Raw genomic sequence first — 24,225 nt, forward strand, 5'->3', positions numbered from 1 at the left:
CGTGCGCTCCCCGGCGCGTTCAGTGGGTGACGAGGCGGTTCGCCGAGCGGCTCGCGAAGAACAGCAGGCCGGCCGTGAGCAGTGCCGCCATGACGGCCACGGAGAACGTGGACCGCGCGTCGGGGCCGTGGGTGAGTGCCGCGTTCAGGGTGAGGGTGAGGCCGGCGACCGACACCAGGGGGCCGGCGGCGTACCACGCGGCGAACAGGAACGGTCCGGGGCCGCCCATCGGGGTGGCGCCGCCGACGAACAGCAGGTCCGTGCGCGCCGGTCCGCGGCACGCGCCGAAGACCGCCGCCGCCGCGAACGGCACCGCGCACAGCGGCATCAGCACGAGCGCCCACACCGCGCCTGCCAAGGCGTACGGTACGGCCGCGAGCAGGCCCAGGGCCGCGCCGAGCACCGTGGGCACGATCGCGTGGTGCAGCATCAGCGTCCGCAGCCGGTACGGCGACCAGGCCGCCCGCCGTACGTCATCGGTCTCCAGGCGGGCGGGCTCGGCCAGGGCGCCGACCGCCGCGTACCCGCACAGCAGCCCCACGGCCAGGCCGAGGACGCGCTTCTCGCCCACGGTCGCCGCGCCGAGCCCCGCCGCCGCGGCGGCAGCGGCCGTCCAGGTGACGGCGCGGCCCAGCCGGCCGGGCGAGCGCAGCAGGGCCAGCAGGTCGCGCCAGACGACGATCAGGTGCCGGTGCGGGGGTGGTGGCAGGTGGCACCGGCGCCGCGGTCCGCCGCCGCCCGCCTCCGTCACGGCCAGCTTCGCGGCCCGCAGTTCCAGGGCGAACACTCCGGACGTGACGGCCGTGGCCGTCGCCGCCCGGCGGCGCAACTGGGCGTTGGGCACGTGCGCGGCGTCCCGGTGGGCGTACCGCACGGCCACCGAGGTGACGGCCACGAGGAGCACGGCCGCGGCGGGCCACCCGGGTGCCGCCCCGCCGGTCACGGACACGACCGGCTGCGCTGCCCAGCCCCATGGCCCGGACCACAGTTCGGCCCGTTCCAGCGGCGCCCAGCGGTGACCGGCGCCGGCCAGGGCGGCTTGACCCGCGCTCAGGGCCAGCAGCAGGGTGACGGGCGCGGTCGAGCGCCGTACGTACCGCGCCAGGTGCGGCCGGCGCTCCACCACCATGCCGAGCGAGGAGGCCAGCAGCGGCAGGCAGACCGCCGCGGGGAGCAGGGCCAGGAGCCCGCCGCCGAACGAGGCCAGGCCGGTGACCTGGAGGACCACGGCCGCGGCCGCCGCCACCAGCAGCCCCGCGGCCACGGCCAGCCCTGCGGAGCGCCGGAAGCCGGGCCGCAGCACCGCTCCGCGCCGTACGGGCTGGGCGAGGAGCCAGCCGACGCTCGGCCCGGACACCACGACCGGCCCGCGCCACAGCGCGTCGCGCGCGGCGAGCACGGCCAGTCCCAGGGTGACGGCGACGAAGGCGGCGGGCAGGGTGCGCTGGAGGTCGGCGCCGAGGCTGCCGTGGTCCGCGCCGAGCTTCAGTTCGCGCAGGAAGCGGTGGGCGTATCCGCTGCCGTACCCCAGCGCCGCGAGGACGACGCAGTAGACGAGGACGGCCCGGTCGCGGCGGCGCTGCCGGTGGTGGGCGCGGCGCTTGGCGCGCAGCCATTGGAGCGTCTCGGCGGTGCGGTCGTCGTCGGCCTCGTTCCAGCCGGCCCGGTCCTCGGTCTCCTCCGGGGAGTCCGGCGCATCGGGGCAGCCCGGGGCGGGGGCGTCGTCCTCGGCCGGCCGCGTGTCCGCTGGCGTGTCGCGTGCGGTCATGAGCGGACTCCCAGCCTCTCCAGCACCTCCGCCGGGCGGCCCTGCTCGACGACCTGGCCGTCCTCCAGCGCGATCATGCGGTCGGCGACCTCCAGAGCCAGCTCCGCCTGGTGCGTGGCGAGCAGCACGGCCACGCCGTCCGCCTTCTCGGCGACCAGCAGGGCGGCCAGGCGCGCGCGGGCGTCGGGGTCGAGCCGCTGCTCGGGTTCGTCGAGGACGAGCAGGTCGCGCGGCCGTACCAGCGCGGCGGCCAGCAGCAGCGACTGCAACTGGCCGGAGGAGAGCGAGCCCGGCAGCGCGTGGGCGTGACCGGCCAGCCGGCGGTCGGCGAGCACCTGGTCGATCCAGGCCTGGGCGTCGTCCACGGCGTGGGCGACGGTGACGAGTTCCAGGTGCTCGCGGACGGTGAGGTCGGGGTAGCAGGCGACGCTGTCGCCGACCACCGCGACCCGCGCCCGTACCTCCGGGTCGTCCTCCGCGACCTTGCGGCCGGCGAACCGGGCCGTGCCGGTGGTCGGCGCGTCCCGGCCGCACGCGATGCGCAGCAGGGTGGACTTGCCGGATCCGTTGTGGCCGAACAGGGCCGTGCAACCGCCCGCGGCCAGGTCGAGGTCGATCGGGTGCAGTGCCTGCCGGTCGCCGTAGCGACGGCTGACGCCGCGCAGTCGCAGCAGCGCGTCGGCGCTGGTTCTGGCCTTCATCGGGGCTCTCCGTACGCTGGTCGGGGTCGCACCGACCCTAACCAGCACCCGTCGGTGCCCCGCCCGGTGGCCCCGCGGTCCCACCCGGCTTCCCCGCCGCGGCCCCGCCCGGGCGGCCCGGCCGGCTCCCCCGGAGCCCTACTGCCCGGCGCCGTCCCTGATCAGCTCGTCGGCCGGGTCGTTGACCGGCTGCGGGGTGCCCGTGAGGTCCATGACGAACAGTGGGAGGTGCAGTTCGTCGGCGCGGGAGCGGGCGTCGCGGGAGTAGCCCGCCAGGGAGAAGCAGACCGCGACCGCCGAGTCGTTGAGGGCGTTGAGCCACAGACACTCGACCTCCCGCAGCTTGGTCGCCCGGGTCGTCGGGTCGACCTGGGCCACCACACCGGTGCCGCGCAGGTCGACACCGGACGCGGTGCGCTCCGGCACCCGGGCGATGTCGGTGAAGCCCAGCCATTTCAGGTACTGGGCGGCGGCGGTGACGCAGTCGCCGGCCGTACGGATGGTGACCGGGCGGAAAGCGGGACGCAGCACCGGCGGCCGTCGGTGCGGTCCGGCGGGCGGTGCCGAGGCGGGGCTGCCGGGGGCCGGCGGGTTGGGCGGCGGCGGGGTCGGCGCCGGTACGACGGGGACGCGGACCACCGTCCCGCACACGCAGCCGGACTCCGGCGCGGGCCATTCGTCGAGCCGGCCGCAGGTGTCGCAGCGTACCTCCACCCAGGAACTCTGCCAGGTGCGGTGCAGGATCTCGACGGGGATGCCACCGCGCAGCACCGGCATGGTCAGCGGGGCGCCGCACGCGCACGGGAAGGTGGGCGGGGTGAAGGCGTTCTCACGGCGGCATGTCGGGCAGCGCACCGGCACGCTGTCGGCCATGGCGGCTCCTGGCAGGTAGGTCGGCAGACAGGTTCTGCTGCCGTCCATGGTCCCTCCAGCGGCTCGCGTCGGGGGGAGGTTCACGGTGCGAGGCCGACCATACCGCAGGGATATGCGCGCGGACCCGGCTTTCCGGGATCGTGCCGCAAGCCGCAAGCCGCAAGCCGCAAGCCGCAAGCCGCAAGCCGCAAGCCGCAAGCCGGGTGAGTGGTGCCGCCCGGCGGCACGGGAGATGGGCGCGACAGGACGACCGCACCGCCGGGCGGGTCAGGGGGAGGGGCGGAGAGGGCCGGGACGGAGGCAGGACGCGGGATCCGTGGCGCTTCCGGGGAGAGGGGCCGTCCTTCCGTCGGACGGACCCGACCACCGCGCCGGCGTCTCCCGGGAGACCGGACCGCGCGGGTCCGGTGACCGTACGCCACGGAGCCCCGCGCCGCCTCTCCGCGCCGGCCGGCCACCCCTCAGCGCACCGGCCGGCACGGACGCGCGAGGGGCCAGACCTCCCGTCGGCCCTCGCGCTGACCTGGGTCAGTCCTCGCGCAGCGCGTGCACCGCGGCCTCGACGCGCTTGCCGTACTCCGGGTCGGCCGCGTGGAAGTGGGCGAGGTTCTTCTCGATCACGTCGTCGCGGGAGACCTGCGCCAGGCCCCCGGCGATGTTCGCCACCAGGCGGTTCTTCTCGTCCTCCGACATCAGCCGGTACAGCTCGCCGGCCTGGAAGAAGTCGTCGTCCTTGGCGTGCGCCGGGGCCGCGTGGGTGCCGGTGTGGCCGGTGAGCGCGAGCGGCGCGGACAGCGGCTGGTCCGACTGGGCCGGGCCGCCGTAGGAGTTGGGCTCGTAGTTCTTGGCGTGCCGGTCGTAGGCGTTGGACGCCATCAGACCGTCCCGGCCGTAGTTGTGCGCCGCGGTCGCCTTGGGCGCGTTGACCGGGAGCTGGGTGTGGTTGACGCCCAGGCGGTAGCGGTGTGCGTCGGCGTAGGCGAAGAGCCGGCCCTGGAGCATCTTGTCCGGGGACGGGCCGATGCCGGGCACGAAGTTGTTGGGCGAGAACGCGGACTGCTCGACCTCGGCGAAGACGTTGTCGGGGTTGCGGTCCAGGACGAGGCGGCCGACCCGCTGGAGGGGATGGTCGGCGTGCGGCCACACCTTGGTCAGGTCGAACGGGTTGAAGCGGTAGTCCGCCGCCTCGGCCGCCGGCATGATCTGCACGTACAGCGTCCAGGACGGGTACACGCCGCGCTCGATGGACTGGAGCAGGTCGGTCTGGTGGCTGTTGGGGTCCTTGCCGGACAGCTCGGCGGCCTGGTCGCTGCTCAGGCAGCGGATGCCCTGGTTGGTCTTGAAGTGGTACTTGACGAAGAAGGCCTCACCGGCGGCGTTCGTCCACTGGTACGTGTGCGAGCCGTAACCGTTCATGTGGCGGTACGAGGCCGGGATGCCGCGGTCGCCCATCAGCCAGGTGATCTGGTGGGTGGCCTCGGGGGAGTGGGCCCAGAAGTCCCAGACGTTGTCCGGCTCCTGCTTGCCGGTGAACGGGTCGCGCTTCTGCGAGTGGATGAAGTCCGGGAATTTCAGCGGGTCCTTGATGAAGAAGACCGGGGTGTTGTTGCCGACGAGGTCGTAATTGCCCTCCTCGGTGTAGAACTTGACCGCGAAGCCGCGCGGGTCGCGGGCGGCGTCCGGGCCGCCGAGGTTGTCGGCCACGGTCGAGAAGCGGAGGAACAGATCGGTGCGCCTGCCGACCGCGCTCAGGAAGTCGGCACGGGTGAACCCGGTGACGTCGTCGGTCACCTCGAAGTACCCGTACGCGCCGGAGCCGCGGGCGTGCACGACACGCTCCGGGATGCGCTCGCGGTTGAACCGGGCCAGCTTCTCCAGGAGGTGCTGGTCCTGGAGGAGCAGCGGGCCACCGACGCCGGCGGTGGCGGAGTTCTGGTTGTCGGCGATCGGGGCGCCGGCCTCCGTGGTGAGACGGCGCGTCGTCGTGGGCTTCGGCATGGTGACCTTCCGTACGAGAGCGCGGAAGTCGGCTTCCGCATGTGGGAGCGTATGGAGCACCCCCACCATCGTCAACACTTTGTTGAAAACTTGCGGGGCGGTGCTCGGAGCGGGGCGGGGAGCGGTTCTTGGGCGCGTTCCGGGGGTTCCCGGCGGCGGCGCCTGGGCGCGACAGGACAGGTGTCGGCGCCGCCGCCGGGAAGTCTGGGGAGGGTCACGCCCCGGGTGCGGTGCGCTGGCGCGGGACGCCCGCGACCAGTGCCTGTGCGCGGGCGTCGGCGCGTCCTTCGTCCGCGGTCGGCGCGGTGACGGCGAGCAGGGCCGGCCGCGCGGTCGTCACGGCTTCCTTGCGGGCCCAGGCGACCGCGGAGCGCAGGTCGGCCGGGTCGCCGACCCGGTGGCCCGAGCAGCCGTACGCCCGCATCAGCCGCACCGCCTCCGTTCCGCTCCGGCCGTCGGGGCCGATCGCGGCCAGGACGAACGGCAGGCCGTGCTGGGCGGCGACCGACAAGGCGTCCGCCGCGTACGGAAGTTCGTGCTCGCGGACGAGGGCGACGACTTCGGTGTCCCGGCGGCCCAGGGCGTCCAGAGCCGTCCGTACGCCGACCGCGGCCGGCACCTGCCAGCCGGGCGGACCGTCCCGGCCGCACACCACATACCGGCGCGCGCCGGTGGTCATCCGGGGGCGCGCCCCGCAGAAGCGGCGCAGCGCGGCGTCGGTGACGACGTACGCGTCCGCGGCGACGGCCTCGTCGATCGCCCGGCAGACGGTCCGGGAGCCGTGCGCCGTACCCGGGTCGCGCTGGTGCGCCGTCCACCGGCCGTCGCCGGACGGGGCACCGCGCTCCTCGGCTTCCGCGTCGTACCGGACGTACTGCTCGGCCGTCCCGTACGGGAGGTCGACGAGTACGGGTCCGGGGCGGCCCTCGCGCGCGGTCCGGAACGCCTCGCGGAGGGCTCGCGGTATCCGCGCCGGGTCGTCGACCCGGACGGCCCGCTTGGTGACCCGCCGCGCCGCCGCGGCGAGGCCCGCGGCAGGCGCCTCCTCTGTGGTCCGCCCGGTCAGGCACACCAGCGGAACCGCGTCCGCGTGGGCCGTGCGCAGCCCCGCGAACAGGCCGTCGCGGCCCGCCCCTTCCGGGGCCGCGACGACGACACCGGTCCTCCCGTCCGTACGGGCCCAGCCGTCCGCCATGTGGGTCGCCCCCTGCTCATGACGACCCATCAGGAGCCGCGGGCCGCCGGCCCGTTCCAGTGCCCCGTACCACGGCAGTGCCGTGGCTCCGGGGGAACCGAAGACGGTGCCGACGCCCTCCTCCCCGAGGATCTCGACGGCCGCCCGTACGGCGGGGATCCGGGGCGTCAGCACGGTCTCAGCCGGTGGTGTGGCCGGAGAGGCGTTCGACGCCGCGCAGGAGGGCGGAGTGGTCGAGATCGCCGTCGCCCTGGGCGCGCAGGGCGGCGATGAGGCCGGCGACGAGGCCGCCGACGGGCAGGGCGGCGCCGACGGCGCGGGCGGCGTCGGTGACGATGCCCATGTCCTTGTGGTGCAGGTCGATGCGGAAGCCCGGCGTGAAGTCGCGGGTCAGGAAGGTGTCCTTCTTGCGGGCCAGGACGGTCGAGCCGGCCAGCCCGCCGCCCAGGACGTCCAGGGCGGCGCTCAGGTCGACGCCGGACTTTTCGAGGAAGACGACGGCTTCGGCGCACGCCTGGATGTTGACGGCGACGATGAGCTGGTTGGCGGCCTTGACGGTCTGCCCGGCGCCGTGCGGGCCGCACCGCACGATGGTCTTGCCCAGCGCCTCGAACAGCGGCCGGGCGGCGTCGAAGTCCTCCTGCTGCCCGCCGACCATGATGGACAGGACCGCCTCGATCGCGCCGGCCTCGCCGCCGGAGACCGGCGCGTCCAGCACCCGGATACCGCGCTCGGCGGCGGCGGTGGCCAGATCGAGGGAGGTCTGCGGGGTGATGGACGACATGTCGATGAGCAGGGCGCCGCGCCGGGCGTTCTCCAGGATGCCCTCGGGCCCGTAGGCGACGGCTTCGACCTGCGGGGAGGCGGGCACCATGGTGATCACGACATCGGCCTCGCGCACCGCCTCGGCGACGGAGGCGGCGGGCGTGCCGCCGGCGGCGGCCAGGCGCTCCAGCTTTTCCTGTTCCAGGGTGTGGCCGGTGACCTGGTAACCGGCCTTCAGCAGGTTTTCGGCCATGGGCGCGCCCATGATGCCCAGCCCGATCCACGCGATCTTCGGAAGAGTGCTCATTGCGGGTGCCTTTCGGGGTGGGGGTCGGGGTCAGCGCGCAGTGCGCAGGGGGCGCGGCAGCCAGGCGAAGGACTGGGCGCTGGGGGTGTCGCCGGGCTTGTACTCCAGGCCGGTCCAGCCGCGGTAGCCGTTCTTGTGGAGCCGGTCCAGGAGGTCTTCGAGGGGCAGGGTGCCGGTGCCGGGGGCGCCGCGGCCGGGGTTGTCGGCGATCTGGACGTGGCCGGTCCTGGCGGTGTAGCGGTCGATGACCTCGGGCAAATCCTCGCCGTTCATCGACAGGTGGTAGAGGTCCATCAGGAACCTGGCGTTGTCCAGGCCGGTGGCGGCGTTGACCGCGTCGACGACCTCGATGGCCTTGGGGGCCGAGACGATCGGGCACCTGGGCGACTCGGGCGCGTTGAGCGCCTCGATGAGCAAGGTGGCGCCGACGCGGTGCGCGGCGCGGGCGGCCAGGGTGAGGTTCTCCAGCGCCAGCGCGTCCTGGGCCGCCGGGTCCACGCCCTCGACGCGGTTGCCGTACAGGGCGTTGAGCGCGGTGCAGCCCAGCGACTGTGCGAAGTCGGCGGCCACGTCCACGTTGGCGCGGAAGCGCTCGGATTCCTCGCCGGGCAGGGACAGGGCGCCGCGGTCGGGGCCGGGAAGCTGTCCGGCGTAGAAGTTCAGCCCGACCAGTCGGGTGCCCGCGGCGCGCAGGGCGTCGCGCAGCGCGTCCAGCTCCCGCTGTTCGGGGACCGGGGCCTGCACCCAGGGCCACCACAGCTCCACCGCGCCGAAGCCGGCGGCCGCGGCGGCCGCCGGGCGGTCCAGCAGTGGCAGCTCGGTGAACAGGATCGACAGGTTGACGTTGAAACGCGCGTCCGAGAAACCCATGAGGGGTGAGGGCCCTTCCGTATTGCGGAACTTTATTTCTGCTTATTGGAACATTGCCTGCGGATCTCGTGACCTGTCAAGAGGCCGGGACCGTCGGGGGGCGGGGTCACGGCACCGGATGGCGCCCGCTGCGCGCGGGGCGGGCGCGGGCGGTTCCGGGGGCCGGGGCGGGGCGCCGTCCGGCGGCGCTAGTTTGGGGGCATGGTGCGATTGCGAGTGGAATTCACGACGGAACCGTTCGATCTGGACGAAGCGCCCGCCCACGCGGTCGTGGGGCGCGAGATCATCACCGGCGCCGGGCTGGACGCCGTCGACGTCGGCCCGTTCGGCAACACCGCCGAGGGGGAGGGCGAGCAGGTGCTCTCCGCGGTGGACGCGCTGCTGCGCAAGTCCCTGGAGGCCGGCGCCACCCGTGTCTCCCTCCAGGTCAACGTGATCGCGCCGGCCGGGGAGGACGCCACGTGACCGAGCCCGCCGACCACCCGTTCGTCCAGGCGGTGAAGCCACTGGTGGACGCCATGGGCGCGGAGATGGTTGCGCCGGAGCAGGCGCAGGGTGACGATGTGGTGCTGTCCTGGGAGGGGCGGGACCGGGTGGCCGTACGGCTGCCGCACCTGGCCGAGTCGCTGGATCACCTCCTCGCCGAGCTCCGGCGCCGGCACGGGATGCCGCTCAGTGAACTGGACCGCCGGACCAAGCAGTCGGTGGTGCGGGTGCTGGAGGCGCGCGGCGCGTTCTCCGTGCGCCACGGGGTCGAGACGGTCGCCGGTGCGCTCGGCGTCAGTCGCTTCACCGTTTACAACTACCTGAACAGGGACAACGCCGCGAAGGGCACCGACTGACGCAAGACGGGGCAGTGGGGCCGTACGCGTACATGCCGCCGTCCGGGCGAACCGGACGGCGGCTTTCTTGTTGCCGAGTTTTCAACAAAGTGTTGACGTGATGTTGCCGGAGGTCTTAGCTGTTTCCAGCCAAGCAGAGCCCGTACAGCACCAGGCCACGGAGGCTTCCCGTGTCTTCGAATCCGACGCCGGGTCTCGCCCGGTTCAACGCCCAGGACGACAGCGCGGCCCGGGCCGCACTGCGCGAGGCGTGCGCCAGCGAAACATGGGGAAACCGGATCCTCGCCCGGCGCCCGTACGCCACCACCGACGCCCTGTTCGCCGCCAGCGACGCCGCCATGGCCGAGCTGACCGCGGCGGATCTGGCCGAGGCGATGGCCGGTCACCCGCCCATCGGCCGGCCGACGCCGGGGGACGCGACCTCCTCGCGCGAACAGCGGGGCATGTCCGACGCCGACGCGGACCTCAAGGCGGAGATGCTCGAACTGAACCTCGCCTACCAGGAGAAGTTCGGACATGTCTTCCTGATCTGCGCCACCGGCCGGACCGGTGAGCAGATGCGCGACGCCGCCCGTAACCGGCTCGACAACACGCCGGAACACGAACGCGAGATGGTCCGTACCGAACTGGGCAAGATCAACCGCATCAGGCTGGGCCGCCTCGTCGAGGACCCGGCGGACCCGGCGGACGCCGCAGAAGGAGCACGACCATGAGCAGCGAGACGGCCCGGCACGAGACCTCGGTGTCCACGCACATCCTGGACACCAGCGTGGGCCGCCCCGCGGAGGGCGTCGCCCTCACGCTCTCGGTGCGCTCCGCTGGCGACGCCGCCTGGATCGCCCACGGCGCCTCCAGGACCGATGCGGACGGGCGCTGCAAGGACCTGCCGGCCCTGCCGGCGGACACCACCCACGTACGCCTGGACTTCGCGACCGAGGCGTATCTCGCCAGCAAGGCCGCAACGGCCGACCAGCAAGCCGAGGAACAGCAGGACGCCCCCCGCGCAAGGGACAGCGGAGCTTTCTTCCCGGAAGTGGCGATCACCTTTGCCGTCAAGCCGGGTGAGCACTACCACGTACCGCTGCTGCTCAACCCGTTCGGCTACTCCGTATACCGAGGGAGCTAGCACCGACCATGACCCATTCCTCCCGCCCGGCCCGCCCGGCGATTCTCGGCCAGAACCAGTACGGCAAGGCGGAAAACCGTGTCGTCCGGATCACCCGGGACGGCGACACCCACCACATCAAGGACCTCAACGTCTCGGTCGCGCTCTCCGGCGACCTCGAAGAGGTCCACCTCTCCGGCTCCAACGCCCACTGCCTGCCCACCGACACGACGAAGAACACCGTGTTCGCCTTCGCCAAGGAACACGGCATCGAGTCGGCCGAGCAGTTCGGCATCCATCTGGCCCGGCACTTCGTCACCAGCCAGGAGCCGATCCACCGGGCCCGGATCCGCATCGAGGAGTACGCCTGGGAGCGCATCGAGACCCCCGAGGCCCACGCGAAGTTCATCGGCGCCGACGAGGTCAAGCACTCCTTCGTCCGCAAGGGTCAGGAGACCCGGCTGACCCAGATCACCTACGACGGTGAGCGCTGGCAGGTCGTCTCCGGCCTGAAGGACCTCGTCGTGATGAACTCCACCAACTCCGAGTTCTGGGGCTACATCAAGGACAGGTACACGACGCTCAAGGAGGCCTACGACCGCGTCCTGGCCACCGAGGTCTCCGGCCGCTGGCGGTTCAACTGGACCGACGACGACCAGCGGATGCCCAACTGGGAGCGGTCCTACGCCCAGGTCAGGAAGCACCTGCTGGACGCTTTCGCGGAGACCTACAGCCTCTCGCTCCAGCAGACCCTGTACCAGATGGGCTCGCGGATCATCACCCACCGCGCGGAGATCGACGAGGTGCGGTTCTCGCTGCCGAACAAGCACCACTTCCTCGTGGACCTGGAGCCCTTCGGCCTGAAGAACGATACCGCCGACAGCGCCGTCTACTACGCGGCGGACCGCCCGTACGGCCTGATAGAAGCCACTGTCCTGCGCGACGGTGTCGAAGCCGAGATCCCGACGGATCTGACCAACCTCTGACGGCTCCCGACGCAGCGCCGTGCCTCGCCGTCCCTCCCCGTCCCGCAGCGGGGAGGGGCCCGCGCCTCCTGAGGGGAACGCGACCCATGGCCGCACAGCCACCGCACGTTGAGAAACACCCCGTCCCACCGGTCCACCCGGTGGACGAGAAGCCGGCCCCCAAGCGGCTCGTCCCCGCCGCCCTGCAGCACATCGCCGCCATGTACGCCGGCGTCGTCACCCCTCCGCTCATCATCGGCCAGGCCACCGGCCTGGACACCCCGGGCCGCACCCGGTTGATCGCCGCCAGCCTGCTGATCGCCGGTCTCGCGACCCTCCTGCAGACCCTCGGTGCCGGCCGGTTCGCCGGCAACCGGCTGCCGTTCGTCAACGCCGCCTCCTCGGCCGGCATCACACCGATGCTGGCCATCGCCGAGACCACCGCCAGAGGGCACCAACTCCCCGCCATATACGGGGCGGTGATGATCGCCGGTGCCTTCTGCCTGGCCGTCGGCCCGTTCTTCGGCAGACTGCTGCGCTTCTTCCCGCCGCTGGTCACCGGCGTCGTCATCGCGCTCATCGGCGTCACCCTGATGCCCGTACCGGTCGGCTGGGCCCAGGGCGGCGACAAGGAAGCTGCCGACTTCGGCGCCATGAAGTACCTGGCGCTGGCCGCCTTCACCCTCGTGGTCATCCTGCTGATCCAGCGCTTCACCCGCGGCTTCGTCAAGCAGATCGCCCTCCTGTTGGGCCTGGCCGCCGGCACCCTCGCCGCCGTCCCGTTCGGCATGGCGAGCTTCGACTCGCTGCGCACGGCACCCGTCGCCGCGCTGCCCACCCCCTTCGCCTTCGGCCCGCCGGAGTTCCAGCCCGCCGCCGTCCTGTCCCTGTGCATCGTGATGCTGGTCCTGATGACCGAGTCCGCGGCCGGGATGCTCGCCGTCGGCGAGATCTGCGAACGGCCCACGACCGGGCGGACCATCACCCGCGGCCTGCGCACCGACGGCCTCGCCACCCTCCTCGGACCGGTCTTCGGCGGCTTTCCCACCAGCGCCTTCGCGCAGAACGTCGGGGTCGTCTCGCTGACCCGGGTGCGCAGCCGCTACGTCGTCGCCGTGGCCGGCGCCACCCTGCTGGTCCTCGGCGCCTTCCCGGTCCTCGGCGCGGTGGTCAACCTCGTGCCGATGCCCGTCCTCGGCGGCGCCGGCATCGTCCTGTTCGGCTCGATCGCGGTCAGCGGCATCCGTACGCTCGCCGAGGCCGGCCTCGACGACAGCTCCAACATCATCCTGGTGGCCGTGTCGCTGGGCGCGGGCATCATCCCGCTCGCCGCACCGACGTTCTACGAGGACTTCCCCGCCTGGGCACAGACCGTGCTCGGCTCCGGCATCAGCGCCGGAGCGCTCGTCGCGGTCCTGCTCAACCTGTTCTTCCACCATCTCGGCACCCGGAGCACCAAGGGGGCAGCGGTACTGTCAGCCGCCTCGCCCGGCTCCGGCACTCAAATCCCGTAGGGCCCTGCCGTGCCCTCCCCGTGCTCCCGGGCAGGGGGACCCCAGGTAGATCTTTGGAGAAGCACCATGGCAGCACCGGCAGCCCCTGACAGCGCGATGCCGCGGCGCGTCGTCATCGAGAACTGCGCCATCGCGACCGTCGACGCCCACGACACCGAGTACGCCTCGGGCCATGTCGTCGTCGCCGGCAACCGCATCGAATCGGTGGGCGCGGGCCGGGCCCCCGCCGGCCTGGCGAACGTCGTCCGCCGGATCGACGGTACGGGCCACCTCGTCACCCCCGGCCTGGTCAACACCCACCACCACTTCTACCAGTGGCTCACCCGCGGCCTGGCCACCGACCACAACCTCTTCGACTGGCTGGTGGCCCTCTATCCGACCTGGGCCCGCATCGACGCGCCGATGCTCGCCGCCGCCACCCAGGGGTCGCTGGCCATGATGGTCAAGGGCGGCGTCACCACCGCCTCCGACCACCACTACGTCTTCCCGCAGGGCTCCGGCGACCTGGTCGGCGCCGAACTGGCCGCCGTCCGGGAGATCGGCGCCCGCATCACCCTGGCCCGCGGCTCGATGGACCGCAGCGTCAAGGACGGCGGGCTGCCGCCGGACTTCGCCGTCGAGACCACCGAGGGCGCGCTGAAGGCCACGGAAGAGGCCATCGACACCCACCACGACGCGTCCTTCGGCTCGATGGTGCACATCGCCGTGGCCCCCTGCTCCCCGTTCTCCATATCCACCGAACTGCTGCGGCAGGGCGCCGAGCTGGCCCGCCGCAAGGGTGTGCGGATGCACACCCACGGTTCGGAGACGGTCGAGGAGGAGCAGTTCTGCCACGAGCTGTTCGGCATGGGCCCGACCGACTACTTCGCGTCCACCGGCTGGCTCGGCGAGGACGTGTGGATGGCGCACTGCGTCCACATGAACGACGCCGACATCGCCGCCTTCGCCCGGACGCGGACCGGCGTGGCACACTGCCCGTCCTCCAACGCGCGGCTCGCCGCCGGCATCGCCCGCGTCCCCGACATGCTCGCGGCGGGCGTACCGGTCGGCCTCGGGGTGGACGGCACCGCCTCCAACGAGAGCGGTGAACTCCACACCGAACTGCGCAACGCCCTGCTGATCAACCGGCTCGGCGCCCACCGGGAAGCCGCCCTCGACGCCCGCAAGGCGCTGCGCCTGGGCACCTATGGCGGGGCCCAGGTGCTGGGCCGGACGGCCGAGATCGGCTCCCTGGAGGCCGGCAAGCTGGCCGACCTGGTGCTGTGGAAGCTGGACGGCCTGGCCCACTCCACCATCGCCGACCCGGTGACCGCCCTGGTCTTCGGCGCCGCGGCGCCGGTCACGCTGTCCCTGGTCGGCGGCGCGCCGGTGGTCGAGGACGGCCGGCTGACCAACGTCGACGAGGACGCCGTCGCCCGCACCGCGCGGGCCGAGGCCCAGCGCCTGGCCCGTATCGCCGCCGAGGGCTGATCCCCGCCCGGCGGCGACCCGAGAACTCGGCCGGGGGGACGGCCCCGGCCGGGGGCTTGTGGATCCGAGCGGGACCCACAAGCGCCGCAACCCGGGGGGCACGGAGGTCCTCTTCGTGCCCCCCGGGCCGGTATCGCCGTACCCGACCCGACAAATGACGACCCGTCATGTCTTTCGACGCGCCACGAGCGCGGTCCGCTGCACCACCGCACCGACGCATGCCCTCCGTGACAGCCTCGCGCCGCCGCCCCCTCGCGGCGCAGAAATCGAAGGAGGCCCGCAGTGGCCGCAACTCCAGGGCGGACGCCGCAGGGCGACCGGAAACACCCGGTCGACGAGACCCTCCCGCCCGTCAAGATGTTCACCAGCGGTCTGCAGCACGTGGCCGCGATGTACGCGGGTGTGGTGGCCCCGCCGATGATCGTCGGCCCGGCCTGCGGGCTCAGCCCCGCCGAGACCGCCTTCCTGATGGGCGCCAGCCTCTTCACCGCGGGCATCGCCACCCTGTTGCAGACCCTCGGCATCTGGAAGATCGGCGCCAAGCTGCCGTTCGTCAACGGTGTCTCGTTCGCCGGCGTCACCCCGATGGTCGCCGTCGGCAAGGCGCAGAGCCCCGGCGACGCGCTGCCCGTGATCTTCGGCGCGGTGATCGTCGCCGGTGTCCTCGGCTTCCTCGTCGCCCCGTACTTCTCCAAACTGGTGCGGTTCTTCCCGCCGGTCGTCACCGGCACCGTCATCACCCTGATCGGGGTGTCCCTGCTGCCCGTCGCCTTCAACTGGTCGCAGGGCGGCAACGCCGAGGCCCATGACTACGGTTCGCTGACCAACATCGGCATGGCGGCGCTCACCTTCGGCATCGTACTGGTGCTGCGCCGGGTGCTGCGCGGCTTCCTCCAGCAGATATCCATCCTGCTCGGCCTGGTCGCCGGCACGCTGATCGCGATACCCGTCGGCATCACCGACTTCGGGGCGATCACCGAGGCGGACGCCGTCGGCTTCCCGACGCCGTTCCACTTCGGCGCACCGCAGTTCGACGTCGCGGCGATCGTCTCGATGTGCATCGTCATGCTGGTCTGCATGACCGAGTCCACCGCCGACATGCTCGCCCTGGGCAAGATCGTGGACCGGCCCGCCGACGAGCGCACCATCGAGGGCGGCCTGCGCGCCGACACCCTCGGCACCGCCCTCAGCCCGCTCTTCAACGGCTTCGCCAACAGCGCGTTCGCGCAGAACATCGGCCTGGTCGCGATGACGGGGGTGCGCAGCCGGTTCGTCGTCGCCACCGGCGGTCTGATCCTGATCGTGCTGGGCCTGTGCCCGGTCGCCGCCTCGGTGATATCCCTGGTGCCGCTGCCGGTGCTGGGCGGCGCGGGCATCGTGCTGTTCGGTTCGGTCGCCGCCAGCGGCATCCAGACCCTGGCCACGGCCGCGATGGACAAGGGCGAGAACGCGCTGATCGTCGCGGCCTCGGTCGGCATCGGCCTGATACCGATCGCGGCGCCGCGGTTCTACCACGACTTCCCCAAGGACATGCTGGTCGTCCTGGACTCCGGCATCAGCACCGGCTGCCTCGTCGCCATCGTGCTCAACCTGGCCTTCAACCACTTCGGCAAGCGGCGCGGCCAACCGCCGCTGGAAGTGATCCCGCAGCAGCCGGAGTGCGGGGCGCCGGACCCGCGGACGGCTCCGGCGCACTGACCCGCCGTACGGGGCCGGGCGGGCGCGTCCGGACGGCCGGGCGGCCCGTACCGTACCGGGTCTCCGGTACGGTACGGGCCGCCGCGCCGCTCAGCCGATGTGGTACGAGTCCCCGTACACCTTCCAGTCCAGCGGCGGGTTCAGGTTCAGGTTGCCCTTCTTGAGGAAGACGCGCTGCGCGGTGTCCACGCGGCTGGTGTCGCTGTGCGCCTCCTCCTGCTTCATCGCCCACACCCGGGCGTCCAGGAAGGCGTTGAGGTACGACTTCTCGTCGCCGCCCTGGGCGGGCGTTTTGGCCTGGGCCATGGCGCGCTTGCGGATGCCGGAGAAGCTGGTCTTGTCGCTGCCGTCACCGTGCATGACGATCGCGTCGTAGTACGCGAACTGGCCCAGCACACCGATCTTGTCGGCTTTGCCCTGCTTGACCGCCGGGTTGAAGTAGACCCGGTCCCGCTCGTCGTTCTGCGCCTGCTGGAAGGCGGGGTCCTGGGCGGCCTTCTCCCAGTCCTTCTTGTAATTCGGGTCCAGGCCCGCGTGCGAGTCGCTGCCGTTGACCTTGCGCAGCGCGGGCAGGTACTTCGCGAGGATGTTGCCGGGCTTGCGCTTGGTGTACAGCTCGACGAGGTCCAGCATGTCGCCCGTACCGGAACAGAAGCCGATGATGCCGGCGGTGTAGCCGCGGCCGTCCTTGATGTCCTCGATGTACTTGTACTGCTTCTTCCACTCCAGCGAGGAGTTCTCGGCGCTGGAGACCAACTGCATGGCGATCTCCTTCTTCGCCGGGTCGTCCAGTCCGGCCGCGGCCTTGGCCGCGACGTGGGCCGCGGCGGGCGCCTGGCCGGTGGCGGCGACCGCCGTGCCGGCGACGGCGGTCGCCGGCACGGCGAGCAGGACCAGACCGAGGGTCAGGCCGGTGGCGGGCTTGCGGATGGCCTTGCCTATGGATCGGGCACGCATGGTTGTCCTCCAGGGGGAGCGGGCCGGGTGGCCGGGGTGCGGTGAGGGATCCCAATCGTTAGGAAGCTTTCCTATCAGACTGCGGAGAGGGCCGTCACCGGCCAGATCCCGCCAATCAGCGGCGTATCAGACAGGTTTGTCCGCCTCGGTCGGCGGCTGCCATGTGTACGGAACCGTCGTGGCCGCGCTGACCAGGCCCAGCCGGTTGAGGATGGGGCGGCTCGTCTCCAGCGCGTCGACCTGCACGTAGCGGAACCCGCGCGCCACGGCCAGCGCCGCCCGGTGGGCGACCAGGGCGCGATAGACGCCCTTGCCGCGCCAGTTGGGCAGCGTCGAGCCGCCCCACAGGGAGGCGAACGCCGTACCCCGGTGGAAGCGCACCCACGCCGCCGAGACCACCTCACCGGCCAGCGACTCCGCCACCGTTACCGTGCACGCGTCGCCGTCGCGCCCCGCCGTCCACTCCTCCAGGGCCGGCGCCAGCCAGCTCCGGTCGTCGGCCCAGACGGTCGCGGCCAGTTCCCCGATGCGCTCGAAGTCGGCGCGCTCGGTGACCTCCCGCAGCCGTACGCCTTCGGGGAGCGGCGCCGCGCCGGGCGGACCGGCGATCTCCGCCGTCTCGCCGATGACGACCGTCTCCTGCTCATCCGGCACGAAACCGGCCGCGGCCAGCCGGTCCGGCAGGTCGGCGGGCAGGTCGTGGCCGTGGTACTTCCACTCGACCGGCAGGCCGCGGGCGGCGAAGTGGTCGCGCTGGGCGGCGATGAAGGCGTCCAGCTCCGCCCCGTCGAGTCCGCCGAGGTCACGGTAGAGGATCAGGCCGCCCCGCGCGGGGAAGGTCGTGCGCAGTACGGGGCCGACCCGCTCGGTGTCCGGTGTGCAGCCGCGCTCCCGCATCTGCTCGTCGTAGGCCGCGCGGTAGGCGGCGGCGCGTGCTCGCTCGGTGTCGTGTGTGGTCACCGGCGTCACTCCACCACAGGCCGCGGTCCGTGGCCATCGATTTCGGCCGTGGCCCGGCGCGTCGGCTCAGGGCGTCGCGGGGGACTCCGTGGGGGGCTCCGCCGGGGTGCCGAGCAGTCCGGTGAGCAGCTCCCTGATGCCCGGGCCCGGCTCGAAGGTCTCGGCGGGGAAGGAGAGTTGGTGGAAGGCGACGCCGTCGAGGTAGTCGAAGAGGATTTCGCAGTGCCGCCGCGGGGCCGGTGACCCGAAGCGCCGCATCCACTCCGTGCCCCAGCCGACGACGGCCGCGCGCCCCCGGGTGAGCGCGGGGCGCAGCTCGGGCCGGGCCGAGGCTTCCAGGCAGAGGGCGTAGCGGGCGGCGGTCCTGGCGCGCTCGGGGCCGGTCGCGAGCAGCAGGAACCGCGTCACGGCGGCCGCGAGTCCGGGTACGTCGGACGGGGCGGCCTGCCGGGCGAACTCCTCCCAGTCGCGGCGCTCCAGTGCTTCCAGGTGGCCGACGATGCCGTCGATCAGGGCGGCGCGGTTGCGGAAGTAGTTGGAGGTGGTGCCCGACGGCACCCCTGCCGCGGCGTCCACCGCCTGGTAGGTCAGCCGGCGCGGCCCTTCGGTGCCCAGCACCTCGATCGCCGCGTCCAGCACCTGGTCCCGCCGTCGTGCCACCCCGCGCACCTCTCTCTACTATGTTTGTAGTGCCGATTCACTATAAACATAGTAGCGTGCTGGGGCATGGAGCTGACTTCACGCACGGCAGCCGTCGTCGGCGGCGGGATCGGCGGCCTCGCCGCCGCCCTTCACCTGCGCCAGGGCGGCTGGTCGGTCGATGTCTTCGAGCGTGCCCGCCGCCTCCCCGCGGCCGGTACCGCCCTCGGGCTGTGGCCCGGCGCGCTGGCCGCGCTGGACGCCCTCGGCCTCGGGGAACAGGTGCGGGACCGGAGCCGGCCGCAGGCCGCCGGCGCCTTCCTGCGCCCCGACGGCGGCCGGATCGCCACCCTCGACGTCGCCGCCCTCCAGCGGCGCACCGGCGACGTGGTCCGCCTGATCTCCCGCCCCGAACTGCTGGGGCTCCTGTACGAGGCGGCCGGCGGCGAGGGTTCGGTCGCCTTCGGCCGCCCGGTCGACGACATCCGGGCGCTGGACGGCGCCTACGACGTGGTGATCGCGGCGGACGGCCTCAACAGTGCCGCCCGCACGGCCCTGTTCGGCCCGCGCCACCGGGCCCGTTACGCCGGGGCGTCCTCCTGGCGCGGCACGGTCGACGGTGACACCGGCGCCGTCACCGAGACCTGGGGCGAAGGGCTCCGGTTCGGCGTCACGCCCACCACCGGCGGGCGCACCAACTGGTTCGCCTGCGCGGTCGTCCCGGAGGGGCAGCGCGAGCCGGGCCGGGAGGCCGACGCGCTGCGCTCCCGCTTCGGGCACTGGCACGCCGGCGTACGGCACGTACTGGAGCGGCTGGACGAGTCCGGCGTGCTGCGCCTGGACCTGTACCACCTCGATCCGCCGCTGCCCTCGTACGTCGAAGGGTGCACCGCGCTCATCGGGGACGCCGCCCATGCCATGACGCCCGACCTGGGGCGCGGCGCCTGTGAAGCGCTGGCCGACGCCGTGGAGTTGGCGCGGGCCCTGCGGGGGTCGCCCGACGTGGCGGCGGCCCTCCGTACGTATGATCATGAACGGCGTTCCGTGACCCAGCGGCTGGCGCGCACGGCGCGGTTGATGAGCCGGATGGCGCACGTGCGACGGTTCACGGGCCTGCGGAACGCGGCGATGCGGGCGGCGCTGACTCTGGGCGGACCGCCGGCCTGAGGGGCGGCGCATGCCGAGGGCGTAGGCGATTTGCCCGATATGCTGCATTGGACCTGAAAGTCAGTCAAGTGAGCGCCCGACGCCACGGAGAGGGGTTCCGCGGTGGACCCGAACGCCCAGCACCCGCACGCCCGGCAGCCGGACACCGAGCCCCCGCGGAGCGCCGGGCCCCCGCCCGGCACGGCACCCCCGGGCGCGGCCGCGGACCCCGCTCCGCCGGCCGCCGACGACCTGGAAGCCGTCGTCGACGGCCTGATGCCCGGCCTGTGCGACGACCTCAAGCGGCTCGCGGCCATCCCCTCGGTCGCCTTCCCCGGCCACCCGCCCGAGCCGGTCCTGGCGGCGCACGACGAACTCCGCACCCTGCTGCGCGCCGCCGGCGTCACCGACCTCGGCCGGCTCGACCTCCCCGGCACCGCCCCGGTCATCACGGGCACCCTTGCGCCCCCCACCCCGGACGCCCCCACCGTCCTCCTGTACGGCCACTACGACGTCCAGCCCGCGGGCGACCTCCGGCTGTGGACGTCCCCGCCCTTCGAGCCCACCGACTTCGTCGACCCGCACGGCGGCCCGGCCATCCGGGCCCGCGGCATCGCCGACTGCAAGGCGAACCTCCTCGTCCACCTCGGCGCGCTGCGCGCCCACGGCGGCCGGCCCCCGGTCGGCATCAAGATCCTCTTCGAGGGGCAGGAGGAGTACGGCAGCGCCTTCGACGACTATCCGCCCACCGACCCCGGGCGGTTCGCCTGCGACGCGATGGTCATCGCCGACGCGGGCAACCTCCGCGCCGGTACCCCCACCCTCGTCACCGGCCTGCGCGGCGCCGCCGAACTCACCGTCGAGGTGCGCACGCTCGACGAGGCCGTGCACAGCGGCGAGTACGGCGGCGCCGCCCCGGACGCGCTGCTCGCCCTGCTCAACGCCCTCGCCACCCTGCACGACGTGCACGGCGACGTCGCCGTCGAAGGGCTGCGCCGCGAACCGTGGACCGGCACCGCCCTCACCGAACCGGAGTTCCGCGACCTGGCCGGTGTGCGGGCGGGCCTGCCGCTCCTCGGCTCGGGCAGCCTGGGCGAACGCCTGTGGAGCGGCCCGGCCGTCACCGTCATGGGCCTGGACGCCCCCTCGGTGGACCACGCCGCCTCGGCCGTCGTGCCGTACGCCCGCGCCAAGCTCAACCTGCGCTGCCACCCACGCCAGGACCCGCAGGAGGCCCTCGACGCGCTCGTACGGCATCTGGAGCGGCTGCGCCCGTTCGGCATCCCGCTGACCGTGACGCCCGGCGACGCGGGCGCCGGCTTCGAGGCCCGCACCGGCGGCCCCGCCTATCGCGCCGCCGAGGCCGCGCTGCGCCGCGCGTGGGGCGCCGAGCCCGTGCACGCCGCGGGCGGCGGCTCCATCCCGCTCGTCAACGGCCTCGCGCGGGCCGCCCCCGGAGCCGAGGTGCTGATCTTCGGCGCCGAGGACAAGCAGTGCAATCTGCACGCGCCCGACGAACGGGTGCTGCTCTCGGAACTGCGCGGCGCGGTCCTGGCGGAGGCCGTCTTCCTGCGTGAGTACGCCGCCGCGTTCCGTACCGGAGCCGCCGCGTGAGCGCCCCGATGCCCGACGAGGGCCCCCGGCCCGCCGAGCAGCCCCAGGCCACCGGCACGGAGGACGACCGCGGCCCGGAGCGCCCCCGGCGCGGGTTCACCTTCCCCAGCGCCCTGACCGTCCTGGTCGTGGTGACCCTCGCGGTCTGGGTGCTGGCCTTCTTCATCCCCTCCGGCGCCTACGACCGCGACGGCGAGGGCACCCCGCTCCAGGGCACCTACCACCGCACGCCTTCCGGGCAGTCCTTCACCGACCGCCTCAACGACCTGTTCCTGTCACCGGTCAACGGCCTGTACGGCGTGCAGGACGCCAAGACCGGACAGGTCGGCCCGACGCTGGTGGGCGAACTGTACGGCAGCGCGGGCGTGTTCCTGTTCGTGCTGGCCATCGGCGCGTTCATCACGGTGGTCTTCTCCACCGGAGCGCTGGACCGCGGCATCGGCCGGCTGGCCCACCGCCTCCGCGACCGTGGTGCCCTGCTGATCGTCGGCGTGATGGCGGTCTTCTCGCTGCTCGGCACGGTCGAGGGCTTCGCCGAGGAGACGCTCGGCTTCTACGGCCTGGTCGTCCCGCTGATGCTGGCGCTCGGGTACGACCGCATGGTGGCCACCGCGACGATCATCCTGGGCGCCGGTATCGGCGTCCTGTGCTCCACCGTCAACCCCTTCGCCACCGGCGTCGCCTCCTCCGCCGCCGGCATCTCGCTGGGCGACGGCATCGGGCTAAGGGTGGTGATGTGGCTGGTGCTGACCGGCGTCACCATCGGGTACGTGGTGCGCTACGCGCGGCGCGTACGGGCCGACCCGGACCGCTCCCTCGTCGGCTTCCTGCCCGGTGACCGGGACCGGGCGCGGGCCGCCGACGACGCGGCGGAGCCGCCGCCGCTGACCGGGCTGCACAAGGCCGTGCTGGTCACCGTGGCGCTGGTGTTCGCCTTCATGATCTTCTCGGTGATCCCGTGGTCCGGGGCGCTCACCGGGGACGCCGACGCCGCGCCGTACGCCTTCGAACTCGGCTGGTCCTTTCCCCAGCTCGCCGCGCTGTTCGTCACCGCCTCGATCCTCGTCGGGCTCATCGCGCGGATGGGCGAGCAGCGGCTCAGCTCGACCTTCGTACAGGGCGTCGCCGAGTTCGTCTCGCCGGCCCTGGTGATCGTGCTGGCCCGCGGGGTCACGACGATCATGAACAATGCGAAGATCACGGACACCGTGCTGCACGCCGTCGAGGGCGCCGTCTCCGGCACCCCCTCCGCACTGTTCGGCATCATGGTCTTCGTCGTCAACCTGCCGCTGGCCTTCCTCATCCCCTCCACGTCCGGCCACGCCACCCTCGCCATGCCGATCCTGGCGCCGCTGGCCGACTTCGCGGACGTCTCGCGCGCGGTGGTCGTCACGGCCTGGCAGGCGGCCAGCGGCTGGATGAACCTGTGGGTGCCGACCACCGCCGTCATCATGGGCGGTGTCTCCCTGGCGAAGGTCGGCTACGACAAGTACCTGCGCTTCGTCTGGCCCCTGCTGGCCATCCTCGCCGTCCTCATCTGCGCGTTCGTCGGGCTGGGGGCGGCGATGACCTGAGCGGGTGCGCCGGCCGCCGGCCCGCGCGTCACATGAAGGCGGGCGGCTCGGCCGACGAGGGCCGGGGCCGGCACGTGAAGCCGAGCCGGCCCAGTGCCCGCACCATCTCCCCGGCACTGAAATCCCGCGGGTCCTGGCCGGTGACGATCCGGCCGACCTGCTTGACGGGGTAGGCGACGGAGCCGATGACCACGGACTCCCCGTGGATGGGCTCCGGTTCGACCGCGCTCATCTTCTGCTCCACCTCGTTCGCCTGTAGGTAGAAGAAGACGCCGGCGATGGTGACACGCATCATGCCTCGACAAGGGTGAGCAGGAATGGAGCCTGGGCCCCCAGCCTCTCATGTGACCCGCCCGTACGGTGGTCCGATCGCCGCCGGGTTCCGGGTCACCGTGCCCAAGCGTCCCCGTCCGCCGCCCCGCGTATCCGCAGCCCGGCGATCTCGGTACGCGGCGGCCGGTCACCCGTCAGCAGCATCGTGGTGATGCGGTCGGCCGGACCCGCGGTGAAGTGCACCCGGCCGCCTTCCAGCGGTACGACGGTGCCGGCCGTGTCCACCGGGACGCCGGTGAGCGCAGCGAGCCAGGCGGCGGCGCCGTGCGGGTCGGCCGTCTCGACGAGGAGGCCGGCGAGGTCGAAGGCGCCGCGGTCGACGCGCCCCGAGGCCTCGTGCTCGCGGCGGAGCGCGGGGTCGGCGTGGACGGTGAGGAAGAACGGCGCCCAGGGCGGGACGCCGGGGCCCGTCAGGATCGCTTCCCGGAAGGTGACCCGGCCCTCCTGGAAGGAGAAGTCGTGCACCTCGACGTCGTGGCCCGCGCGGCGCAGCCGCTCGGCGGTGGCGGCGGTGTCGGTGACGTGGACCGCGAAGTTCAGCGGGCCGCCGCCGGCCGCCAGGAGCGCGTCGATGCGGGGCTGCCATCCGGCCGTCGCCCGGCCGAAGGCGGAGGACGCGTACACCGCGCGGTCGACGACGGTGAGGATCTCGACGTACCGGTCGTCCAGCCGCCAGGCCCCGTTCCGGAAGCCCTCGTGCACCGGGTTGGTGTGCGCGGGCAGCCCGGCGGCCGTGTAGTCCCGTACGGCGTCGGGCACGTCCGGTACGCAGTGCAGCAGATGGTCGAAGCGCGGTGCTTCCGTCGGGCGCAGATCCGGGGTGCGGTTCGGCTGTGTGGCGGTCATGGACGTCCTCCCCGAGTTGGTTAGGTGACCCTAACCGAAAAGGCCCGTACGTGCCGGGGATCCGGCGTGTACGGGCCCTTCCGGT

At 73.0% G+C, this 24,225-nt stretch carries 23 protein-coding genes; 11 read left to right on the top strand and 12 right to left on the bottom strand.

Annotated elements, in window-relative coordinates:
- Window positions 1–19: 19 nt before the first annotated feature.
- The 7 genes from ACH4EB_RS05395 to ACH4EB_RS05425 all read right to left on the bottom strand — a co-directional run bounded on the left by ACH4EB_RS05395 (window position 20) and on the right by ACH4EB_RS05425 (window position 8,477).
- Entirely contained in the window at window positions 20–1,768 is a 1,749-nt protein-coding gene (locus tag ACH4EB_RS05395) for a hypothetical protein (protein ID WP_398345989.1), read from the bottom strand.
- Window positions 1,765–2,469 (bottom strand): ABC transporter ATP-binding protein, encoded by a 705-nt coding sequence (locus tag ACH4EB_RS05400; RefSeq protein ID WP_398345990.1) that lies wholly within the window; start codon window positions 2,467–2,469, stop codon window positions 1,765–1,767. Before ACH4EB_RS05400 ends, ACH4EB_RS05395 begins: the two co-directional genes overlap by 4 nt.
- Window positions 2,470–2,607: 138 nt before the next feature.
- On the bottom strand, window positions 2,608–3,342 hold the full coding sequence (locus tag ACH4EB_RS05405; protein ID WP_398346427.1) for a hypothetical protein: 735 nt from the start codon (window positions 3,340–3,342) through the stop codon (window positions 2,608–2,610).
- Between the two features lie 528 nt (window positions 3,343–3,870).
- Window positions 3,871–5,340, bottom strand: a complete 1,470-nt coding sequence (locus ACH4EB_RS05410; protein ID WP_398345991.1) for a catalase — start codon at window positions 5,338–5,340, stop codon at window positions 3,871–3,873.
- Window positions 5,341–5,554: 214 nt separating this feature from the next.
- Complete coding sequence (locus ACH4EB_RS05415) at window positions 5,555–6,709, bottom strand: thiamine pyrophosphate-binding protein (RefSeq protein WP_398345992.1); 1,155 nt, start codon at window positions 6,707–6,709, stop codon at window positions 5,555–5,557.
- 4 nt (window positions 6,710–6,713) lie between these two features.
- Entirely contained in the window at window positions 6,714–7,607 is an 894-nt protein-coding gene (locus ACH4EB_RS05420; protein WP_398345993.1) for a 2-hydroxy-3-oxopropionate reductase, read from the bottom strand.
- Between the two features lie 30 nt (window positions 7,608–7,637).
- Window positions 7,638–8,477, bottom strand: coding sequence for a TIM barrel protein (locus ACH4EB_RS05425; protein ID WP_398345994.1), 840 nt, complete (start codon window positions 8,475–8,477; stop codon window positions 7,638–7,640).
- 204 nt (window positions 8,478–8,681) lie between these two features.
- Here ACH4EB_RS05425 and ACH4EB_RS05430 point away from each other — a divergent pair, with 204 nt between their 5' ends.
- From ACH4EB_RS05430 to ACH4EB_RS05465, 8 genes are all read left to right on the top strand, one after another.
- On the top strand, window positions 8,682–8,942 hold the full coding sequence (locus tag ACH4EB_RS05430) for a hypothetical protein (RefSeq protein ID WP_398346428.1): 261 nt from the start codon (window positions 8,682–8,684) through the stop codon (window positions 8,940–8,942).
- Complete coding sequence (locus ACH4EB_RS05435) at window positions 8,939–9,319, top strand: helix-turn-helix domain-containing protein (protein ID WP_398345995.1); 381 nt, start codon at window positions 8,939–8,941, stop codon at window positions 9,317–9,319. Before ACH4EB_RS05430 ends, ACH4EB_RS05435 begins: the two co-directional genes overlap by 4 nt.
- Before the next feature lie 170 nt (window positions 9,320–9,489).
- A complete protein-coding gene (gene uraD / locus ACH4EB_RS05440) occupies window positions 9,490–10,032 on the top strand; it encodes a 2-oxo-4-hydroxy-4-carboxy-5-ureidoimidazoline decarboxylase (protein WP_398345996.1) in 543 nt (180 codons plus the stop codon).
- Window positions 10,029–10,445 (top strand): hydroxyisourate hydrolase, encoded by a 417-nt coding sequence (uraH, locus tag ACH4EB_RS05445; RefSeq protein WP_398345997.1) that lies wholly within the window; start codon window positions 10,029–10,031, stop codon window positions 10,443–10,445. Before uraD ends, uraH begins: the two co-directional genes overlap by 4 nt.
- Window positions 10,446–10,453: 8 nt before the next feature.
- Entirely contained in the window at window positions 10,454–11,410 is a 957-nt protein-coding gene (pucL, locus tag ACH4EB_RS05450) for a factor-independent urate hydroxylase (protein WP_398345998.1), read from the top strand.
- An 86-nt stretch (window positions 11,411–11,496) separates the two neighbouring features.
- A complete protein-coding gene (locus tag ACH4EB_RS05455; RefSeq protein WP_398346000.1) occupies window positions 11,497–12,903 on the top strand; it encodes a nucleobase:cation symporter-2 family protein in 1,407 nt (468 codons plus the stop codon).
- A gap of 66 nt (window positions 12,904–12,969) precedes the next feature.
- Window positions 12,970–14,373 (top strand): 8-oxoguanine deaminase, encoded by a 1,404-nt coding sequence (locus tag ACH4EB_RS05460; protein ID WP_398346001.1) that lies wholly within the window; start codon window positions 12,970–12,972, stop codon window positions 14,371–14,373.
- A 282-nt stretch (window positions 14,374–14,655) separates the two neighbouring features.
- Window positions 14,656–16,071, top strand: coding sequence for a nucleobase:cation symporter-2 family protein (locus ACH4EB_RS05465; protein WP_398346002.1), 1,416 nt, complete (start codon window positions 14,656–14,658; stop codon window positions 16,069–16,071).
- Window positions 16,072–16,161: 90 nt separating this feature from the next.
- Here the strand turns inward: ACH4EB_RS05465 and ACH4EB_RS05470 are convergent, their stop codons facing one another.
- The 3 genes from ACH4EB_RS05470 to ACH4EB_RS05480 all read right to left on the bottom strand — a co-directional run bounded on the left by ACH4EB_RS05470 (window position 16,162) and on the right by ACH4EB_RS05480 (window position 18,648).
- Window positions 16,162–17,028 (bottom strand): chitosanase, encoded by an 867-nt coding sequence (locus ACH4EB_RS05470; protein WP_398346003.1) that lies wholly within the window; start codon window positions 17,026–17,028, stop codon window positions 16,162–16,164.
- A gap of 126 nt (window positions 17,029–17,154) precedes the next feature.
- The gene (locus ACH4EB_RS05475) at window positions 17,155–17,988 is read right to left on the bottom strand and encodes a GNAT family N-acetyltransferase (protein WP_398346004.1); all 834 of its coding nucleotides are present in this window, start codon (window positions 17,986–17,988) and stop codon (window positions 17,155–17,157) included.
- Between the two features lie 66 nt (window positions 17,989–18,054).
- A complete protein-coding gene (locus tag ACH4EB_RS05480) occupies window positions 18,055–18,648 on the bottom strand; it encodes a TetR/AcrR family transcriptional regulator (RefSeq protein WP_398346005.1) in 594 nt (197 codons plus the stop codon).
- A gap of 66 nt (window positions 18,649–18,714) precedes the next feature.
- On the opposite strand from ACH4EB_RS05480, the gene ACH4EB_RS05485 reads away from it, so the two are divergent.
- The 3 genes from ACH4EB_RS05485 to ACH4EB_RS05495 all read left to right on the top strand — a co-directional run bounded on the left by ACH4EB_RS05485 (window position 18,715) and on the right by ACH4EB_RS05495 (window position 22,961).
- Window positions 18,715–19,794 carry an FAD-dependent monooxygenase gene (locus ACH4EB_RS05485; RefSeq protein WP_398346006.1) on the top strand — a complete coding sequence of 360 codons (1,080 nt, stop codon included), beginning with the start codon at window positions 18,715–18,717 and terminating at the stop codon, window positions 19,792–19,794.
- Window positions 19,795–20,025: 231 nt separating this feature from the next.
- Entirely contained in the window at window positions 20,026–21,387 is a 1,362-nt protein-coding gene (locus ACH4EB_RS05490; protein ID WP_398346429.1) for a M20/M25/M40 family metallo-hydrolase, read from the top strand.
- Window positions 21,388–21,395: 8 nt separating this feature from the next.
- Window positions 21,396–22,961 carry a YfcC family protein gene (locus tag ACH4EB_RS05495; protein ID WP_398346430.1) on the top strand — a complete coding sequence of 522 codons (1,566 nt, stop codon included), beginning with the start codon at window positions 21,396–21,398 and terminating at the stop codon, window positions 22,959–22,961.
- Between the two features lie 28 nt (window positions 22,962–22,989).
- Here the strand turns inward: ACH4EB_RS05495 and ACH4EB_RS05500 are convergent, their stop codons facing one another.
- Window positions 22,990–23,256 (bottom strand): SCO5918 family protein, encoded by a 267-nt coding sequence (locus ACH4EB_RS05500; RefSeq protein WP_398346007.1) that lies wholly within the window; start codon window positions 23,254–23,256, stop codon window positions 22,990–22,992.
- 92 nt (window positions 23,257–23,348) lie between these two features.
- Window positions 23,349–24,140 (bottom strand): VOC family protein, encoded by a 792-nt coding sequence (locus ACH4EB_RS05505; protein WP_398346008.1) that lies wholly within the window; start codon window positions 24,138–24,140, stop codon window positions 23,349–23,351.
- Window positions 24,141–24,225 lie beyond the last annotated feature (85 nt).

This window comes from Streptomyces sp. NPDC018045 (assembly GCF_044327445.1).
In the GTDB taxonomy this organism is placed as follows: Bacteria; Actinomycetota; Actinomycetes; order Streptomycetales; family Streptomycetaceae; genus Streptomyces.

Excerpts from the sequence above, each read along its gene's own strand:
- ACH4EB_RS05395 (WP_398345989.1), bottom strand. The coding sequence starts at position 1,768 with ATGACCGCACGCGACACGCCAGCGGACACGCGGCCGGCCGAGGACGAC.
- ACH4EB_RS05400 (WP_398345990.1), bottom strand. The coding sequence starts at position 2,469 with ATGAAGGCCAGAACCAGCGCCGACGCGCTGCTGCGACTGCGCGGCGTC.
- ACH4EB_RS05405 (WP_398346427.1), bottom strand. The coding sequence starts at position 3,342 with ATGGCCGACAGCGTGCCGGTGCGCTGCCCGACATGCCGCCGTGAGAAC.
- ACH4EB_RS05410 (WP_398345991.1), bottom strand. The coding sequence starts at position 5,340 with ATGCCGAAGCCCACGACGACGCGCCGTCTCACCACGGAGGCCGGCGCC.
- ACH4EB_RS05420 (WP_398345993.1), bottom strand. The coding sequence starts at position 7,607 with ATGAGCACTCTTCCGAAGATCGCGTGGATCGGGCTGGGCATCATGGGC.
- ACH4EB_RS05425 (WP_398345994.1), bottom strand. The coding sequence starts at position 8,477 with ATGGGTTTCTCGGACGCGCGTTTCAACGTCAACCTGTCGATCCTGTTC.
- uraH (WP_398345997.1), top strand. The coding sequence starts at position 10,029 with ATGAGCAGCGAGACGGCCCGGCACGAGACCTCGGTGTCCACGCACATC.
- pucL (WP_398345998.1), top strand. The coding sequence starts at position 10,454 with ATGACCCATTCCTCCCGCCCGGCCCGCCCGGCGATTCTCGGCCAGAAC.
- ACH4EB_RS05455 (WP_398346000.1), top strand. The coding sequence starts at position 11,497 with ATGGCCGCACAGCCACCGCACGTTGAGAAACACCCCGTCCCACCGGTC.
- ACH4EB_RS05460 (WP_398346001.1), top strand. The coding sequence starts at position 12,970 with ATGGCAGCACCGGCAGCCCCTGACAGCGCGATGCCGCGGCGCGTCGTC.
- ACH4EB_RS05470 (WP_398346003.1), bottom strand. The coding sequence starts at position 17,028 with ATGCGTGCCCGATCCATAGGCAAGGCCATCCGCAAGCCCGCCACCGGC.
- ACH4EB_RS05485 (WP_398346006.1), top strand. The coding sequence starts at position 18,715 with ATGGAGCTGACTTCACGCACGGCAGCCGTCGTCGGCGGCGGGATCGGC.
- ACH4EB_RS05495 (WP_398346430.1), top strand. The coding sequence starts at position 21,396 with ATGCCCGACGAGGGCCCCCGGCCCGCCGAGCAGCCCCAGGCCACCGGC.
- ACH4EB_RS05500 (WP_398346007.1), bottom strand. The coding sequence starts at position 23,256 with ATGATGCGTGTCACCATCGCCGGCGTCTTCTTCTACCTACAGGCGAAC.
- ACH4EB_RS05505 (WP_398346008.1), bottom strand. The coding sequence starts at position 24,140 with ATGACCGCCACACAGCCGAACCGCACCCCGGATCTGCGCCCGACGGAA.